This window comes from Rhodohalobacter mucosus, assembly GCF_003150675.1.
In the GTDB taxonomy this organism is placed as follows: domain Bacteria; phylum Bacteroidota; class Rhodothermia; order Balneolales; family Balneolaceae; genus Rhodohalobacter; species Rhodohalobacter mucosus.
Genome location: NZ_QGGB01000008.1, coordinates 130087 through 146623, shown reverse-complemented (window position 1 = coordinate 146623; position 16537 = coordinate 130087). Strand labels below are relative to the sequence as shown.

The 16537-nt window shown below is 48.8% G+C and carries 13 protein-coding genes; 5 read left to right on the top strand and 8 right to left on the bottom strand.

The window, feature by feature from the left end:
- The first annotated feature begins 1 nt into the window (after position 1).
- Complete coding sequence (gene ppdK, locus DDZ15_RS11800) at positions 2-2644, top strand: pyruvate, phosphate dikinase (RefSeq protein ID WP_109647306.1); 2643 nt, start codon at positions 2-4, stop codon at positions 2642-2644.
- A 76-nt stretch (positions 2645-2720) separates the two neighbouring features.
- Here ppdK and DDZ15_RS11795 read toward each other — a convergent pair whose 3' ends face one another.
- Complete coding sequence (locus tag DDZ15_RS11795; RefSeq protein ID WP_109647305.1) at positions 2721-3422, bottom strand: hypothetical protein; 702 nt, start codon at positions 3420-3422, stop codon at positions 2721-2723.
- A gap of 205 nt (positions 3423-3627) precedes the next feature.
- Between DDZ15_RS11795 and DDZ15_RS11790 the strand changes: the two genes are divergently transcribed.
- On the top strand, positions 3628-4593 hold the full coding sequence (locus DDZ15_RS11790; protein ID WP_109647503.1) for a M20/M25/M40 family metallo-hydrolase: 966 nt from the start codon (positions 3628-3630) through the stop codon (positions 4591-4593).
- A gap of 58 nt (positions 4594-4651) precedes the next feature.
- Here the strand turns inward: DDZ15_RS11790 and DDZ15_RS11785 are convergent, their stop codons facing one another.
- The 3 genes from DDZ15_RS11785 to DDZ15_RS11775 are packed head-to-tail and all read right to left on the bottom strand — an operon-like array spanning position 4652 to position 8025.
- Positions 4652-6115, bottom strand: a complete 1464-nt coding sequence (locus DDZ15_RS11785; RefSeq protein WP_109647304.1) for an ATP-binding protein — start codon at positions 6113-6115, stop codon at positions 4652-4654.
- 5 nt (positions 6116-6120) lie between these two features.
- Positions 6121-6621, bottom strand: a complete 501-nt coding sequence (locus DDZ15_RS11780) for a response regulator (protein ID WP_109647303.1) — start codon at positions 6619-6621, stop codon at positions 6121-6123.
- Positions 6622-6633: 12 nt separating this feature from the next.
- Positions 6634-8025, bottom strand: a complete 1392-nt coding sequence (locus DDZ15_RS11775) for an SLC13 family permease (RefSeq protein ID WP_242979010.1) — start codon at positions 8023-8025, stop codon at positions 6634-6636.
- 170 nt (positions 8026-8195) lie between these two features.
- Here DDZ15_RS11775 and mnmE point away from each other — a divergent pair, with 170 nt between their 5' ends.
- Entirely contained in the window at positions 8196-9581 is a 1386-nt protein-coding gene (mnmE, locus tag DDZ15_RS11770) for a tRNA uridine-5-carboxymethylaminomethyl(34) synthesis GTPase MnmE (RefSeq protein ID WP_109647302.1), read from the top strand.
- 261 nt (positions 9582-9842) lie between these two features.
- Positions 9843-10832, top strand: coding sequence for an isoaspartyl peptidase/L-asparaginase family protein (locus DDZ15_RS11765; RefSeq protein WP_109647301.1), 990 nt, complete (start codon positions 9843-9845; stop codon positions 10830-10832).
- A 6-nt stretch (positions 10833-10838) separates the two neighbouring features.
- Here the strand turns inward: DDZ15_RS11765 and DDZ15_RS11760 are convergent, their stop codons facing one another.
- From DDZ15_RS11760 to DDZ15_RS11745, 4 genes are all read right to left on the bottom strand, one after another.
- Positions 10839-11921 carry a hypothetical protein gene (locus tag DDZ15_RS11760; protein WP_109647300.1) on the bottom strand — a complete coding sequence of 361 codons (1083 nt, stop codon included), beginning with the start codon at positions 11919-11921 and terminating at the stop codon, positions 10839-10841.
- A gap of 163 nt (positions 11922-12084) precedes the next feature.
- The gene (locus DDZ15_RS11755; RefSeq protein ID WP_109647299.1) at positions 12085-13329 is read right to left on the bottom strand and encodes an ABC transporter permease; all 1245 of its coding nucleotides are present in this window, start codon (positions 13327-13329) and stop codon (positions 12085-12087) included.
- A gap of 24 nt (positions 13330-13353) precedes the next feature.
- Positions 13354-14583 carry an ABC transporter permease gene (locus DDZ15_RS11750; protein WP_109647298.1) on the bottom strand — a complete coding sequence of 410 codons (1230 nt, stop codon included), beginning with the start codon at positions 14581-14583 and terminating at the stop codon, positions 13354-13356.
- 80 nt (positions 14584-14663) lie between these two features.
- Entirely contained in the window at positions 14664-15785 is a 1122-nt protein-coding gene (locus DDZ15_RS11745; RefSeq protein WP_109647297.1) for an efflux RND transporter periplasmic adaptor subunit, read from the bottom strand.
- Positions 15786-16028: 243 nt separating this feature from the next.
- Between DDZ15_RS11745 and DDZ15_RS11740 the strand changes: the two genes are divergently transcribed.
- The gene (locus DDZ15_RS11740; protein WP_109647296.1) at positions 16029-16463 is read left to right on the top strand and encodes an OsmC family protein; all 435 of its coding nucleotides are present in this window, start codon (positions 16029-16031) and stop codon (positions 16461-16463) included.
- Positions 16464-16537: the final 74 nt, after the last annotated feature.

The following is a 16537-nucleotide window of genomic DNA, read 5'->3' as shown; positions in this document are numbered from 1 at the left end:
TATGCAGACTGTGAAAGATGAGAAGGTAGTATTTACATTTGGTGGCGGCGGAGCTGAAGGCGATCGCAGCATGAAGCAATTACTGGGAGGAAAGGGAGCGAACCTGGCTGAGATGTCATCGATTGGCTTGCCCGTACCCGCCGGTTTCACCATATCAACGGAAGCCTGTCACTACTATTCAAGCCATGGGGGCATCTGGCCGCGCAACCTCAAACAAAGTGTAAAGGATGGAATCCACTTTATTGAAGAGAAAATGGGCACCCGGTTTGGAGATTCCGAACATCCCCTGCTGATATCGGTTCGTTCGGGAGCTGCCGTATCCATGCCGGGAATGATGGATACAGTGCTGAATCTTGGTTTGAATGACTATACGGTTGAAGCGCTGATGCGCCATACCAACAATGAGCGATTTGCCTACGACAGCTACAGGCGGTTCATTGATATGTTTGGGTGTGTTGTTATGGGGATCTCACATGAGAAGTTTGAGCATGCCCTCGAAGATCTTAAGGAAACCCAGGGTGTGGAGCACGATACGGAACTGGATACGGAAAGCCTGAAAGAGCTTGTTGACCGGTACAAGGCGGTTTATCGCAAAGCTACGGGGTATATGTTCCCCGACGATCCGTACGAGCAGCTGGAAAAAGCAGTTAATGCTGTATTTGAATCCTGGGACAGTGACAGGGCCGTGAAGTACAGACGAATTAACCACATTACAGGCCTCCTGGGTACCGGGGTTAATGTGCAGGCCATGGTATATGGAAATATGGGAGATGATTGTGCCACGGGTGTATGTTTTACACGCAACCCGTCAACAGGTGAGAATCGCTTTTACGGAGAGTTTCTGCTTAACGCACAGGGTGAAGATGTGGTTGCCGGTATCCGTACTCCACAGGATATCAAAGCGCTCCAGAATGTTATGCCCGACCCGTACAGGGAACTGGTTGGAATCGGAAAAAAACTGGAGAAGCATTATGGCAATATGCAGGATATTGAATTCACCATTCAGAAGGGCACTCTCTATATACTGCAAACCAGAAACGGTAAGCGTACGGGGCATGCAGCTATTCGTATAGCATCCGACATGGTTGCAGAGGGACTGGTCGAGAAACGTCACGCAGTCAAAAGTCTGGTTGAACCCGGTCACCTTGACCAGTTGCTTCACCCGCAGATCGACCAGAAAAACAGTAATGGAAATGCCGTGATCGGTCAGGGCCTGCCCGCCTCTCCCGGAGCGGCTGTAGGCAAGGTGGTTTTTACTTCTGAAGAAGCCGAACAGGCGGTTATTGACGGTACTCCTGTAATTCTGGTTCGTATAGAAACCAGCCCGGAAGATGTGGGCGGGATGTCGGCGGCCGAAGGTATCCTAACCTCGCGGGGAGGAATGACCAGCCACGCTGCTGTTGTGGCCCGGGGCTGGGGCAAGCCGTGTGTTGCAGGCTGTGGTGACATCATTATAAATTATGAGAACAATACCTTTACCAATGGTGAAATTACCATACACGAGGGTGAGTGGATCTCCATCGATGGAGCCCGGGGAACCGTGTACCAGGGCAAAAAGGATGTCGTAAAGCCCGAGCTTGACGAAGACTATCACACCTTCATGACCTGGGTGGATGAGATCAGAAAAATGAGGGTTCGAACCAACGCCGATACACCTGAAGATTCCAAACGAGCGCTTGAATTCGGTGCCGAGGGAATAGGCTTATGCAGAACGGAGCATATGTTTTTCGGTGAAGAACGAATCAAAGCGATCCGTAAAATGATTGTTTCCAATTCGCTGGAGGAGAGAAAAGAAGCTCTTGAAAAGCTGCTCCCTTATCAGAAAAAGGATTTCACGGAGATTTTCCGTGTTATGAAGGGGTTCCCGGTCACGATCAGGTTGCTGGATCCGCCGCTTCATGAATTCCTGCCTGATGAGCCCGAGGAGATCAAAAAGGTAGCTGGAGAGTTGGGCATCAGACACTCGGAGTTTGCAGAAAAAGTTCGTCTGCTCAGAGAGTTTAATCCTATGCTGGGTCATCGCGGCTGCAGGCTTGGAATCAGTTATCCTGAAATTACGGAGATGCAGACCCGGGCCATTCTTGGCGCTGCAATTGAACTGAAAAAGGAAAAAATCAAAGTGATTCCGGAAATAATGGTTCCGCTGATCGGAACACCTCAGGAGTTCAGAAGCCAGAAGCTGGTGATCAACAATACGGCCGCCGATCTGTTTGAAGAGACCGGTGAGTCTGTAGAGTACAAGGTAGGAACCATGATTGAAATACCGCGTGCGGCTCTTGTGGCCGATCAGATTGCCAGGGATGCTGAATTTTTCTCATTCGGAACAAATGACCTTACGCAAATGACGTTCGGGTACAGCCGGGATGACGCCGCCAAATTCCTTGGGGAGTATATCAAGGAAGGGATTCTGCAGCAGGATCCATTTCAGGTGCTGGATACGGAAGGTGTCGGCCAGCTTATTGAGATGGGTACAAGGCTTGGACGTGAAACCAAACCAGAGCTTAAAGTGGGTATTTGCGGAGAGCATGGCGGTGAGCCGTCCAGTGTATCGTTCTGTTACGAGCACGGCCTGGACTATGTATCCTGTTCACCATTCAGGGTTCCGGTAGCCAGGCTTGCAGCAGCACAGGCTACGCTGAAATAAACAAATCAAACCTCAGCATAATACGTTCCTCTCTTCTCCCTGTGAGTCGTCATATGGGAGGGGAGATGGAACTTTTTTATTGGTTACTGATTCGGTATCGAATGATCTCCTCTAGGGGTAGATCTTCTCCGCGCTCTGCCTGAAGCTGGCTGATTAGTTCGGGCGAAACGCCAATCCTCTGCATGCGGATGAGCTGATCGAAGGTTACATCCCGATAGCCCAGATCATGGATATTACTGGTATAAAATGCCGTAACATCCGCCCGGCGCAGGTTGATCAGATCTTCAACCGTGGGTTCATAACCCAGCTCCTGAAGCATAGCCGTGAACGTGGATGATACGTCGGCCTGTGAAAGCCGCACCGCGTCCTCAAGTGTCAGGTCTTCATATCCCAACGACCGGATATTTGATATATAGGTGGCTGTTACACCCTGACTCCGCAATTCGGTGAGCTGTTCGTTGGTGAGATCCGTGTAGCCCATTTCAATCATCAGTGCATTCATTCTGTTTAGAAGATCTTCACTGGGCTGTGGGTTTGTAATGGACTCAATTACATCGGGAATGGGTGAGATAGAAAAATTTTGTACACCGCGAATCACGAATACACCTGCCAGGGCGATAATGAAAATAACTGCAAAATTTCTAAGGTTGGAGTTCCCTGAACGCCTTCCTTCGTGTTCTTTTCGTATGGCCCTTCGCTCCGCTTTGTCCAGGTAGTCATCCAGCGGATCCCGTGAATCGTATGAGTCGTAATCTGACCCTCTGTATTTTATACTCATCTCTTACCTCCGCTTATGTCATTTATCGGAATTGAATATCCTCATGTTCACTATGAAATGTATTGGTCAGCTTATAGCTTTACGGAAAACCACCACCATGGTTACAAAGCCTTTGAATCGGGGTTAGAATTCGATCTTGACCTCCGTATATTGTCAAAGACCGAAAATCTCATTCAATTTTCAAACCATGTTCAAAATAAGCAAAATGTTGACACGCCTAACGGTTTTTCTGTTCGTCATCGCAATCAGTATCGGTTTACCTGCTTGTTCACCGGATGCAGATCAAACAATCGACGTACCCGAGCGCGTGGATGAAGAGCAGCTTATCAGTGATTTGAAATTTTTGTCATCAGATGAATTGGAAGGCAGATTGACCGGAACCGAAGGTAACCGGATTGCGCGTGAATTTATCGAACAGCGCTATGATTCTCTTAATCTGTCCATGTTTGGAGACAGCTATCAGCACCTGTTTAACCACGTAAATCCCGGGTCGGGCGATGAATTTATTGATGCAGTGAATCTTATCGGCTATGCTGAAGGATCCGCTAATCCCGATCGGTATATTGTTGTTACCGCTCACTACGATCACCTGGGTATGGTTGATCAGGAGATTTATAACGGAGCTGATGACAATGCTTCCGGAACGGCCGCATTGCTAGCAGCCGCACGGTATTTTTCGCAAAACCAGCCTCAAAACAGCATCATTTTTCTGGCTCTGGATGCTGAGGAGCAGGGACTTGGCGGGGCAAGATGGTTTGTTGAAAATCCGGTTGTGCCTCTCGACAGCGTAGTGATGAACGTGAACATGGATATGATAAGCGCCAATTTCGAAAATGAGATTTTTGCTGCTGGTACGTCCCATTATCCATTTCTGAAACCGATCATCGAGGGAGTCGCAGTAAACTCTGAAGTGAATGTAGAATTCGGTTATGATTCAGAAGACTGGCCCCAGGACTGGACCATGTCAAGTGATCATGGCCCGTTTCATGAAAAGGGAGTTCCCTTTATCTATTTCGGCGTTGTAGACCATCCGAATTATCACCAGCCCACCGACACGTTTGAGAATACCAATCCCGATTTCTTTGTGGATGCATCAGAAATGATCGTCCGGGTTGTTGAAGCACTCGACCTGAACCTGGATACGGTGGCTGAAGAATCGGGCCGGTTTTAACGAACTCACGTTAAAATACATAAAATTCCGGTGTGTGATCCTCTCACGGGGTTCTGTATTACATGTCGCGAATCGGCAGCGTAACTGTGAAGATTGCACCTCCATGGAGTGAGTTTTTTGCCGTGATGGACCCACCGTGTTTTTCCACGATCTCCTTGCAGATGGACAAACCAAGGCCCAGTCCGAATTTGACATCTCTTTTTTTTGTGGTGAACGAAGATTCAAAAATCTTATCCAGGTACTCCTCCTTTATTCCGGGCCCCGAATCCTCAATGGTGACCCAGATGTGTTCTTCGTCATTGTCGCATCGAATTTTCAGTGATCCGTTCTTTCCCATAGCGTCGGCCGCGTTCAGGATGATGTTGGTCCATACCTGGTTCAGGGCAGCTGGATTTGCACGGGTGTTCGGAATTTCCTGAAGGTCAATTTCAATATCGTAGTACTTGATCCGGTTGCTTGTGAGCTGCAGTGTGTCGTGTATCCCCTCCCGGATATCCACCATTTCCCACTCTTGTTCGGTGTCGCTGCGGCTGTAGCTTTTCAGGCTCTGCACCATCCCTGAAATCCTGTTTCCCGCCGATTCGATATTTTGAAGCATCTTGCCCATCTCAAAATAGTTGAGATAGAAATTGAGGGCTTCGTCATTCTCAGGCTGCAGGTTTTCAAGAAGACGTACAAGGTCATCGGGAAACTGTGCCAGAAGCCGAAGCTGTGACTTGCGTCCCATACTGAACCTTTTTTCCAGTTCTTTCGACTTTTCGCGGATGGTATGTGTATCCGGATAAACGGTTTTTTTCCCCGCTTCGTAGCACTTTCGTGCTGCGGCCATTCGTTCTGATCCGTCATCCTGCCACTCCATGAATCCGTTCAGGCGCCGTTCGAGCGTTTCTGTAGATCGTAAAAGAGAGGTTGCGGGATTATTCACCTCATGAGCAAATCCTGCGACAAGCATACCCAGCGTTGACATTTTCTCCTGGTAGATCAGCTGGTCCTGCATTGTCTTTAATTCATCATATGCCTTTTTGAGGTCGTTGCGTTCGTTTTGAAGCCGCTGATTCAGCGAATCCAGTTTTATCTGCAGAATAATCGTCTCCCGGAAGCGCTCAAGAAGGTTTGCCAGGATCAATTCGTCGATAAATTCGCCAACCTTTTCACTGCCGGCCAGCAACTCCCGGATCTCCTCCTCAGGAATTTTGAGCAGCGTAGATGATTCCGTGGCAACCGCTTTGGTAAGAGAGGGCTGTCCGGTTGTATAGGCAACAATTCCTATAATGGCGCCCGGCGTAACTTCCAGGACGGGAAAGTCAATCCCGGTTTGTGGTTTTCGTTTATAAAGCGTTACACCGCCTTCCAGGAGGATATAAACATCATTCAGCTCTTCGCCTTCCTGAAAGATCTCATGGCCCTTTTTTACCCGCATCATCAGGTGCTGATCGCTTCCTGATTCAGTGATGGCCCGCTGAATCATCTGGGTAACGTAGGTACGGTTTTCGAGCCATTTAGACCCAAGCTTGAATTTCATAAGAGCTATGAATCCGTGATTCCTTTTCCTTTTCTGATTTCATCTGCGATGCGCTCACTGTCCAGCACCTGCATGTAGGCCATTGGGTTCTCTCCGTTATCGAGCACATAATCGGTAAGGAGTTTTTTTGTAATACTGACCAGTTCCTCTTTTTTCCAGGGTTTGGCTATGTAGTGCTCCAGGTCTGCTTCATTTACGGCTCGCACCGTTTCATCGAGCCCGGCCTGACCCGTAATCAGCACTTTTCTTGTTTTTCGGGTACGGGGATCTTTCTGCATATCAACCAGAAGCTCCACCCCGTTCTGTCCGGGAAGCACATGATCACACAGAATCAGGCCAATTTCACTGCCCGCATCCAAAAGCTCAGTCATGAGATCCCTTGCCTCCTCAGCGGTATCAGCCATTTCAACCGGGAACACATCCTCAAAGCCGGAAATATCGCGCACAATGGCGTCCAGCACCTCCGGTTCATCCTCAACTACAAATATATAGATCTTTTTAGCCATGATGTTCTCCTGTTAAATAATAAAAGGCCAGTAAACAGCCGCAAGCACCAGTACAAACAGCAAACCGATTAGGCCGATGATGAAGCCGGACACAATCATATCTTTTGTTTTAATAATTCCCGTACTCACCGCAATGGCATTTGGGGGCGTGGAGATCGGCAGCACCATAGCAAAACTGGCAGAAAGTGCAATAACCAGGCCTATCATCAGCATGCCGAATACACCATCCAGCACACCTGATGTGGCCAGCGACAAGGCAAGCGGTATAAGCAGGGAAGCGGTAACGGTATTGGAAAGGAAGTTGGACATAACCAGTGCCACCACGCCAAATACAACCAGTACCATGATGTATGATAGCTGATCCCAGGAAATACTGCCCACCATCCATTCCGCGAGTCCCGTCTCTTTCATGGAGATGCCGAGTGCGATACCGCCCGCAATAAGCCAGAGCACTTCCCATGGCAGCTTTCGGATGTCCTGCTTGCTGATAACCGATGTTAGAGTGAGGAGTGTAACGGGCAGGAGCGCCACAACGCTGCTCCTGATTCCATGTATGCCTTCCGTTACCCATAAAAGAACGGTTACCCCGAATGTGATATAGAGAATCCAGGCTTGTACAGACTGTTTCATTCGCGTGTCGAGCGTCATGGAAACGGTATCGGTTTGCGGCGGGTAGAGCCATAACAGCACGCGCCATGCGATAAACAGCATAACAAGCGCGAGAGGCAGTGCGTAAAGCATCCAGCTGCTGAATGCCACAGCAACCCCCTGCTGGTTAAGTGCCCCGATTACAACAGCATTCGGAGGAGTACCGATGGGTGTAGAAATTCCGCCGATATTGGCCGCAAAAGGAACGGATAGCGCAATGCCAATTCGAGCGGGGTCAGCCGGATCCATTTTTGCAATAATCGGTATTATCACGGTGACCATCATGGCTGTGGTAGCCGTATTGCTCATAAAGGCTGATAAAGCTGCTGTAACCGCCATCAGGCCGAACATGATATTCACCGTGCGAATGCCAAAGGGGCGAAGAAGAATACGGGTCAGGTTTTTGTCAAAATCGTATTTCACGGCGGCATCAGCCAAAACGAACCCTCCCAAAAATAAAATGATGATGGGATCGGCCAGTGTGGCAATAAAGCGGGTGTAGGATGCCGGTTCGTAGCCCGCGATACCGCTGTAATCAATCACGCCCTCTGTGCTCAGTAAAATAACCTGTGAAAAGATGACAAGAATGGAAGTGGAATAAATGGGTATCGCTTCAAACATCCAGAAAACGGCGGCCATCAGGAAAATACTCATGGCATAGTGCCCCGCAAGCGAGAGCCCGGGAAAATCAAGAACCAGCGGTATGAGGAACCCCAATAGCCCCAGGAAGATGCCGGTTAGTTTTGTTTTCGTCATTGCAGAACCTGCGCGTCTTTTTGAAAGATCCCTGAAAACTACTCAGATTCTGTCAATATCAGAAAAATCTATGAGTTATTGATGAAGGTCGCCCTCGTGAACGAAATAAAATCGAATTCTGCATTTGGGTAGGGATTGGTTAATTTTCAGTGAATTATTTACCTGCGTACATGACGTCTGAAATTTCCCATCAACCGCCCGTTGCCGCTATTGCCACACCCATTGGTGAGGGAGGCATTGCTGTAATCCGTGCATCGGGGAGGGGAGTGATTGAAAAGGTTCAGAACTGCTTCAGGGGGAAAGACCTTACCAAAGTGGAGAGCCATACGGTACATTTCGGAAAAATCGTACATAAAGACGGGCGCGTTGTGGACGAGGTGCTTGTTACCGTTTTGCGTTCTCCGAAATCATATACCGGCGAAGATACGGTAGAAGTTTCCTGCCACGGCGGGGTGCTGGTTACTCAGTCGGTGCTGGAAACCATACTGGATCAGGGAATCCGTGCTGCAAAACCTGGCGAATTCACTCAGCGGGCCTTTTTGAACGGGAAGCTGGACCTGGAGCAGGCGGAAGCGGTGGCCGATCTCATACATGCGAAAAGCATTAAAGCTGTTGATGCTGCCCACCAGCAGCTGGAGGGAAGGCTCGGTGAGCATATAAATAAATTCCGGCAGCAGATTATTGACGCCACAGCGATGGTGGAACTTGAACTCGATTTTATTGAAGAGGATGTCGAATTCGCCAACAAGGAGCAGCTGAGGAAGCTTCTCACCGATCTGGACAGGGAAATAGGTACACTTCTGGATACCTATGAAACCGGCCGGCTGGTCCGCGATGGAGTCAAAACGGTCTTTATCGGGCGGCCCAATGCGGGTAAGTCCACACTTCTGAACACACTGATCGGCACAGAACGCGCCATTGTGACGGATATCGCCGGTACCACCCGCGATACCATCGATGCCGACTGGAGCTACGACGGCCTGCTGTTCAAATTGATTGATACGGCGGGCCTTCGTGAAACGAAAGATATCATTGAAGCTGAGGGGGTACGGCGCTCACAAAAAGCGTTTGAGCAGGCAGATCTTATTGTTTACCTGAAAGACCTCTCACAGCCGCTGCATACAAGTGAGAGAGAAGAGATCGCAGGGTTTCAGAAAAGAGCCGGGGAAACCCCCTTTCTGTTGGTAGGCACCAAACTGGATCTGGCTGCCGGTCGGGATGATAAGGATGAGCGCATCCATTTTGATTTGAAAATATCGGCCATCAAGGAAGAGAATATTGACACCCTAAAAAAGCTGATGAAGCAGCGGGCCCTTGAAAACAAGGATTATGATACATCCAGCCTGCTTGTAACCTCCTCGCGTCACCGCGATGCGCTTCAGAAGGCGCGGGAGCATATCAGGAGAGCCGTTGAAGCCCTCGATAGCGGCATGACCGGTGATTTTCTTTCCATTGACCTGCGCTCATCACTCAGGCAGCTGGGAGAAATAACGGGCGAAATTACCAATGAGGACGTTTTGGACAGCATTTTCTCACGGTTTTGCATTGGAAAATAACCCGTTTGACCATAACGACATGTAAATTTTGATTGTTGTCGTGACCGTTGTGGGTTAAACGGGCTCAAATGAATTAAGTAAACCTGATTTCGATACAAGGGCTCATGTTTTGCGGCTTTAAGAGTGCAAACAGAGAGATGTACCAGAGCGGGATCAATGAAATTGGAAAATAGAGACCCTGCTCAAAAGGCATTTTTTCCGATTGATTAATTGAAAGGCATTTAGTTTCATGATGGTGAACCTTAATCATCTGAATTAAACATGCCTGATCGCCGATCTTTTCTCAGAAGCTCCATGCTTGCAGCTGCTTCTGCTGCATTTCCTTTTGCCGCAACAATAAGTAAGTCTGATAAACCGGAAATCCGGATGAAGATTATTGGCGATCCGGTTTTGTTATCCACCTGGAACCACGGCATACCCGCAAATGAGAAAGCGTGGCAGGTTTTGAATGAAACCGGGTCGATTGTTGATGCAGTGGAACAGGGAGTAAGGGTTATCGAAAATGATCCCGATAATCTGTCCGTTGGCCTGCAGGGACTTCCCGACCGGGACGGAATCGTGACGCTTGATGCTTCCATTATGAAAGGAGACGGATCGTGCGGGTCTGTGGCATTCGTGCGGCAGGTGAAGCACCCGATATCCCTGGCTCGCCTGGTAATGGATGAAACCCCCCATGTGATGATTGCAGGTGAGGGGGCCCGGAAGCTGGCGGCTGAAAACGGATTTGAACTGCAAGAGGAGGAGTTGAGCCCCAGGGCAGAAGAGGCTTATGAAAAATGGCTGGAACAGTCGGAGTACAAGCCGGTCATAAATATTGAAAATCATGATACCATTGGTATGATCGGCATCGATGGAAACGGGAAGATGGCGGGAAGCTGCACCACCAGCGGACTCGCCTACAAGATGCACGGCCGCGTTGGCGACAGCCCCATCATAGGAGCCGGGCTTTATGTGGATGATGAAGTGGGTGCCGCAACGGCTACCGGACTGGGGGAGTCAATTATCCGTATCTGCGGAAGCTTTTTAATCGTGGAACTGATGCGTCAGGGAAGAACACCGCAGGAAGCCTGTGAAGAAGCTGTTCGGCGACTCATATCAAAACATGATAATGTGGATGACATTCAGGCCGGATTCCTGGCCCTGAATAAAGATGGTGAAGCGGGAGCCTATGCCGTTCAGCCGGGCTTTAATTACGCCCTGCATAACCGGGCCGGAAATGAGCTGGTCGATTCGGGCAGTATGCGAAGCTGAAACGGATTAAAACCGTATCTCAGTGATAATTTCAACGGTTGAAATGTGGTCGGAGAACGTGATATCCTGCAGCCAGACCTGGTCAAGGCTCAGGATGATTTTGGATCGGTTGGGAAATACCCACGATACACCGGCGATCAGCTCATGGACGAACCACTGTTTGTTTTCACGGTCAACAAGCTCATCGTACCTTAGAGTCAGACTTACAGGAAAGCTGAAGGGCTTGAGTTCCTGAAATATGCTCCAGCCCATTGTGGCTAAAGCTTCACCTGCTTCATTTAAATAGCGGGCATCCCCATCACCTACTCCGATAAATCCCTCCCCAACGACAGCCCATTTTTTGGACTCAAAAGACAGTGCACCTCCCGCCATCCGGAAGTCAGGACTCTGAACGTGGTTGCCTTTCCCGTAGTCGCCAAAAACAGTGGTCTGAAGCCCGGGTAGCCGATCGGGAAATAATCTTAGCGATAAGCGTGCTTCCAGCAGCTTGTTGTTATTCTGTTCAAGCCGGGAGTACCCGCCACCGTTATAAATGCCGATGCTGAAACTGCCATATCGACCCGGAGGTGAACGCAATCCATCCTGGTATTCACCCGGGAGCTCTTCCCCTAAATGCGCAAAATAGGTAAATCCGTAATCGGCAGAACTAAGATAGTTATTACTGTCCAGAAACATGGGATTTTGGCTGCGAAAATCGTTGATATCCTGCTCAAAATCGATCCATGGACGATGAACAACGCCAAATTCGATATGCTGATTTTTCAGAAATCCGAAGTCACTGAATTGAACGTCTACCAAAGCATATTTCAGCCTCAGCTCAATGTCTCCTGCACCGTCACCCTCCTGATCAACGGAGACGTCTTGTGTAAAGCGGATTCCTACCCGTTCAGTGATATCCTTTCGGAACGTGATATACCCCCTTTTGAAGAAAAACTCATTATTGACATTCTCGGTGCCGGTTGTATGCTCAGTGCTGAAAAAAAACTGCCCGCTAAAGTCAACGTCACGTATTAGTGACTGACCCATTATAGTTGTGCAGGGCAGAAGAATAGCTATCAGGAATACGCCGAAAGAGATTCGGATATTCATCTGTAAATTTTAAGTTTTCGAAATAACGGCTTTCAATCAATATAAGAAAAAGAGCCGTGGAAAAGCGGACCTGACAATAATTGAACCGGCAAAAGTGCTGGGGCGCAGTCAGAAACCGGTATCATAATGATTTGCCGTTTTGTGTTTCCGGTACTCAACACAGTTATTCGTATCTCAGAGATTCCACCGGATCCACCCTGGATGCCTTGATAGCGGGAAAGATACCTGCCAGAAGCCCTATCAATGCCAGAACGGAAATGGTCACAATTACAGCAATCTGAGAAATCTGGGGCTGGCCAAGAAAATCGGCTGCTCCGCCGGATAGCTGCATGGAATTTACGCCATAAACGATTGCAGAGGATATGGCGATTCCGAGAGCACCCCCCATAAAGGAGATGAACAGGGATTCAAAGATAAACTGGGTGATAATGTGAACCTTTCGTGCACCTACGGCAAGCTTCACGCCGATTTCACGGGTTCTCTCCTTTACAATCACGAACATGATATTGGCCACACCGACACCTGCAATCATGAGGGTAAAAAATCCAACCGTGAAGAGAAAGATCTCAAATCCGGTTGCAATTTTGTAAGTCATCTCCTCCTGCTCAATAAAATCCCATACCGGCATAGCCTGCTCATCGACAGGATCAAATTTATATTTTGAGGATAGCAGATTCGTGATTCCGGCTTTGATCTCCTCCTGCATGTTGGGATCTTCAGGACGGATGAGGATGGATCCCACGTTCCGGTTGCCGTACATATTTTTGAACGTGGTATAGGGAATAATGGCACGGTTGGCGTCGGGGCCGTTATTCATGGACGTTTGCATTTTGGGCTTCATCACTCCAACAACTGTAAAGGGGGTTCCGTCCAGAAACAGCTGCTGCCCGATGGGATTTTCGTCCTGAAAAAGACGTACCGCAATTTCATCACCCAAAAACAACACGCGCCTCTTTTGGTCTACATCCGTTTCATTGATAAAACGTCCGCCGGCTGCCGGGTACATGGTTCTCATGATTTCAAAGTCAGGATTCACGCCCTCCATGTAGGTGGTTGTAATCACGTCACCGCGCTCCAGGCTGGCTCCCCAACGGCCATACTGGGGACTGGAATAGGAGATGCCGGGTACTGCATCGGTAATCATGTCAACATCTTCTTCCGAGAACCGGATCGGCCGTCCCTCACCGAGTCCTTCATAATTGATGCTTGTCTGTCCACCGTAAATAACCATCACCTGGTTCCCTGCACCCAGCATGCCTTTGATCAAACCGTTGCCCAGTCCGCGTCCAAACGCAAGAAGCAGAATAACTGACAGCGTACCCCAGGCTATCGCAATAAGAGTCAGGGTTGACCTCAGTTTTTGTTTACGAAGGTCCGAGAAAAATTCTATGAATAATGAGTTCCACATAAAAGCAATGATGAAGATTCTCTGTTAATTCCGCAGGCATTCCACAATATCGAGCCGTGACGCCCTCCAGGCCGGCAGAAATCCTGCCGCAAGTCCTACAATAGCAAGTACCAGAAATGCCAGCATGCCTACTTCCGGAGCAAAGAACGGGGCACCAACAAATTCCTTGATGGGCAGGTTTTGAGTGGCCATCACCAGAAGCCATCCGATTCCGTATCCCGCTGCGGCACCGATGCCGATAATCATAAATGTTTCAACAAAAAACTGACCCATGATGTGATGACGGCGGGCTCCGACCGATCTGCGAATCCCGATCTCTTTCATACGCTCCTGCACAACCACAAACATGATGTTGGCCACACCGATACCACCTACCGCCAGGGTGAAGAATCCGATCAGTCCAAGGAAGCCGTTGATTCCCAGAAACATGACGTCAATAAAAGACCAGAACTCATTAGTGTCCCAAAGCCCGATAGCATCCGTGTCGGATGGGTCAAAACGATGTATCTTGCCCATCACCTCGTAAACCTGGTCCCGCACCGCAGGCGCGATTTCTGCGCTTACAGGCACATAAAGAATATTGTTTATCAGGTCGGTACCCGCCATTACCGAAAATGTAGAGGCAGGAATGAATGCGCGGTCCTCGTCGCGCTGGTTGTAGGAGCTGTTTTGCAGTTTTTCCTGCATTACACCGATCACTGTGAAAGGCGTATCATCTACCAGCACCCGTTTTCCGACCGGATCTTCGTCGGCAAAAAGGTTTTCCGCCAATTTATTGCCGATAAAAATAACCCGTCGCCGATCCTGAATGTCATTCTCATTTAGCCATCGACCGCCAGGCTGTTCAAAGATATTTCTCAAATTGCTGTACACGGGCATGACTCCCCCAACCGATGAGCTCCGGCGGCTTTGACCGTTGGATATAGTCATATTTCTTGAATATTCGGGGGTAGCTACACCAATGTCGGAGATCTGTTCCTCAAGCATTTGTGCATCAGCTTCCCTGAATCGAACCGGCCGGCCGACTCCATAGCCTTCAAAGGCTTTGGTTGTCTGGCCCGGAAACATGATGGCAAGCTGGTCTCCCATGCCTCTCATATTCAGGACGGTCTGGTCGCGAAATCCGAACCCAAAAGCAAGAAGCAGAATAAGGGTAGCGGTTCCCCACATAATCCCAAAGATGGTGAGAAAGCTTCGAAGCTTCTGCTGTCTAAGGTTTTTGAAAAGTTCAGAGATATGGTTTAAGAGTGTCATAAATCAAATGTCTATAGTAACTGCGGTAGACCCAGACCAAACCAACGGCTGAACCGGTAGCTGGCAATCAATCGGCCTTGTTATCGGATGGCAAGCTCTCGTACGGGTTTCTCAAGAACTTTGTCGCCCTCTTCGAGGCCTTCAACCACAGCCGTGGTAATCGCATCACTCAAACCGGTCTCAATCATAATCTCTTCCCGGGTGCCAGGCTGAACTCCAGGAATTTCCACATAGCTTTGGCCGTCCCGCAGTATGATGACCCGTTCAGGTATGGTTACAACATCAACCATCTGTTCAATGATAATGTCTGCGTTGGCAGAGTAGCCGGCGCGCAGAACCACGTCATTTGGATCGGTGATTGTAATTTCAACCGGAAATACGGTTGCGTTGTCTTCAGTAGTTGCCTTGAGGGAAATTCTGGATACTTCGCCATAAACCACGGAGCCCGGAACAGCGCCAATCTTGATTTCAGCTTTCATCCCTTCCGTCATTTTGCCTACATCAATTTCATCAACCGTGCCTTTGAACAGAAGCTGGTCCATACCGGCAATGCTCATCAATGCCGTACCTGCCTGGTACGAGGTAAGGGGCACAACGGGCTCACCAACATCCACCATTTTTTCAAGAATATATCCGTCGATGGGCGCGCGAATAATTGATTCGATCATGGTGTCTCCCATTGTAATTCTGCCTGTTTCAAGCAGTTGAAGCCTTTCCTGATTGATCTGAAGGCGAATCTGAACATCCTTGAACCGCTGCTCGAGTTCCTCAAATTCAGCATCGGATGCAAGATTGCTTTCCCGGAGTACCCGCATTCTTTCCATCTCCCTTGAGAGATTCTCTTTCTCAATTTCGGTTCGTTCTACATTCCGTTTGGCTTCAGCCAGCTCAAGCGGGGTGGGGTCCGGCCGCACTTCAATAAGTGGATCGCCTTCTTCCACGTAGTCGCCCGGTTCGGCATAAATTTTATTGACCACGCCCGAAATTTTTGACTTTACTTCAATTTCATTGTCAGGCTCAATTGTGCCCACCGCGAGTGCTTTTTCAATTACGGTGCCTACCTCGGCGACCACATGCGGATCTTCCTGAACTTCATCATCAGAAGACTGACTGTAGATCAGAAAAAATGCACCTCCGCCCAGAATAATTACAGTTGTCAGTGTGATCCAGATTCGTTTTCGAGTGCGTCGATTTCCCATCATATATCAAAATTTGTTGTTGATTCGTTATCTTCGTCACTCTACGAAAGCGTGTTCAAAATGTTACTGATGTGAAAAATTTTTTATCGGGCTCCCGGGAGCATAGGCATGCAGTGCAATCGTTTAAAAGGTTCATTTTACATTACTTTCGGGCAGCTAGGAGAGTGAGATCAGTGTAAAGGGTGAACGAAATATTCCGCAATTTCTTTGTTATTAAACAACCATTAACCCATTGATTGAAAATCTATGAAACGTACAGCGAAAGCAGTTTGGAAAGGAGCCGGCACCAGCGGAAAAGGAATGCTAACCACGCAAAGCGGTGCATTCGACGAGCAGCCGTACTCCGTAAAATTACGCTTTGAAAATGAAGATGGTAAACTTGGGACCAATCCGGAAGAGCTGATTGCAGCCGCCCATTCAGGATGCTATGCCATGGCTCTCAGTGTTGCCCTGGAGAAAGAGGGATATACGGCAGATACACTCAGCGTGGATGCAGAACTCTCGCTTGATAAGCAGAATGGCGGTTGGGCCATTACCAAAATTGCCCTGAAACTGGATGCCAAAGTTCCGGGAATTGAAAACGACAAGTTCGACGAGCTTGCAGAAGGCGCGAAAAAGGGATGCCCCGTGTCCAAAGTGCTCAATGCCGATATTACGCTCGATTATACGCTGAATGGGTGAGTGCGGGTTTGTCCCAAGTCCCCCGGACAGCCTGTCCGGGGTGTCTTATACCTTAAATGGTTGAAGGAGGAACT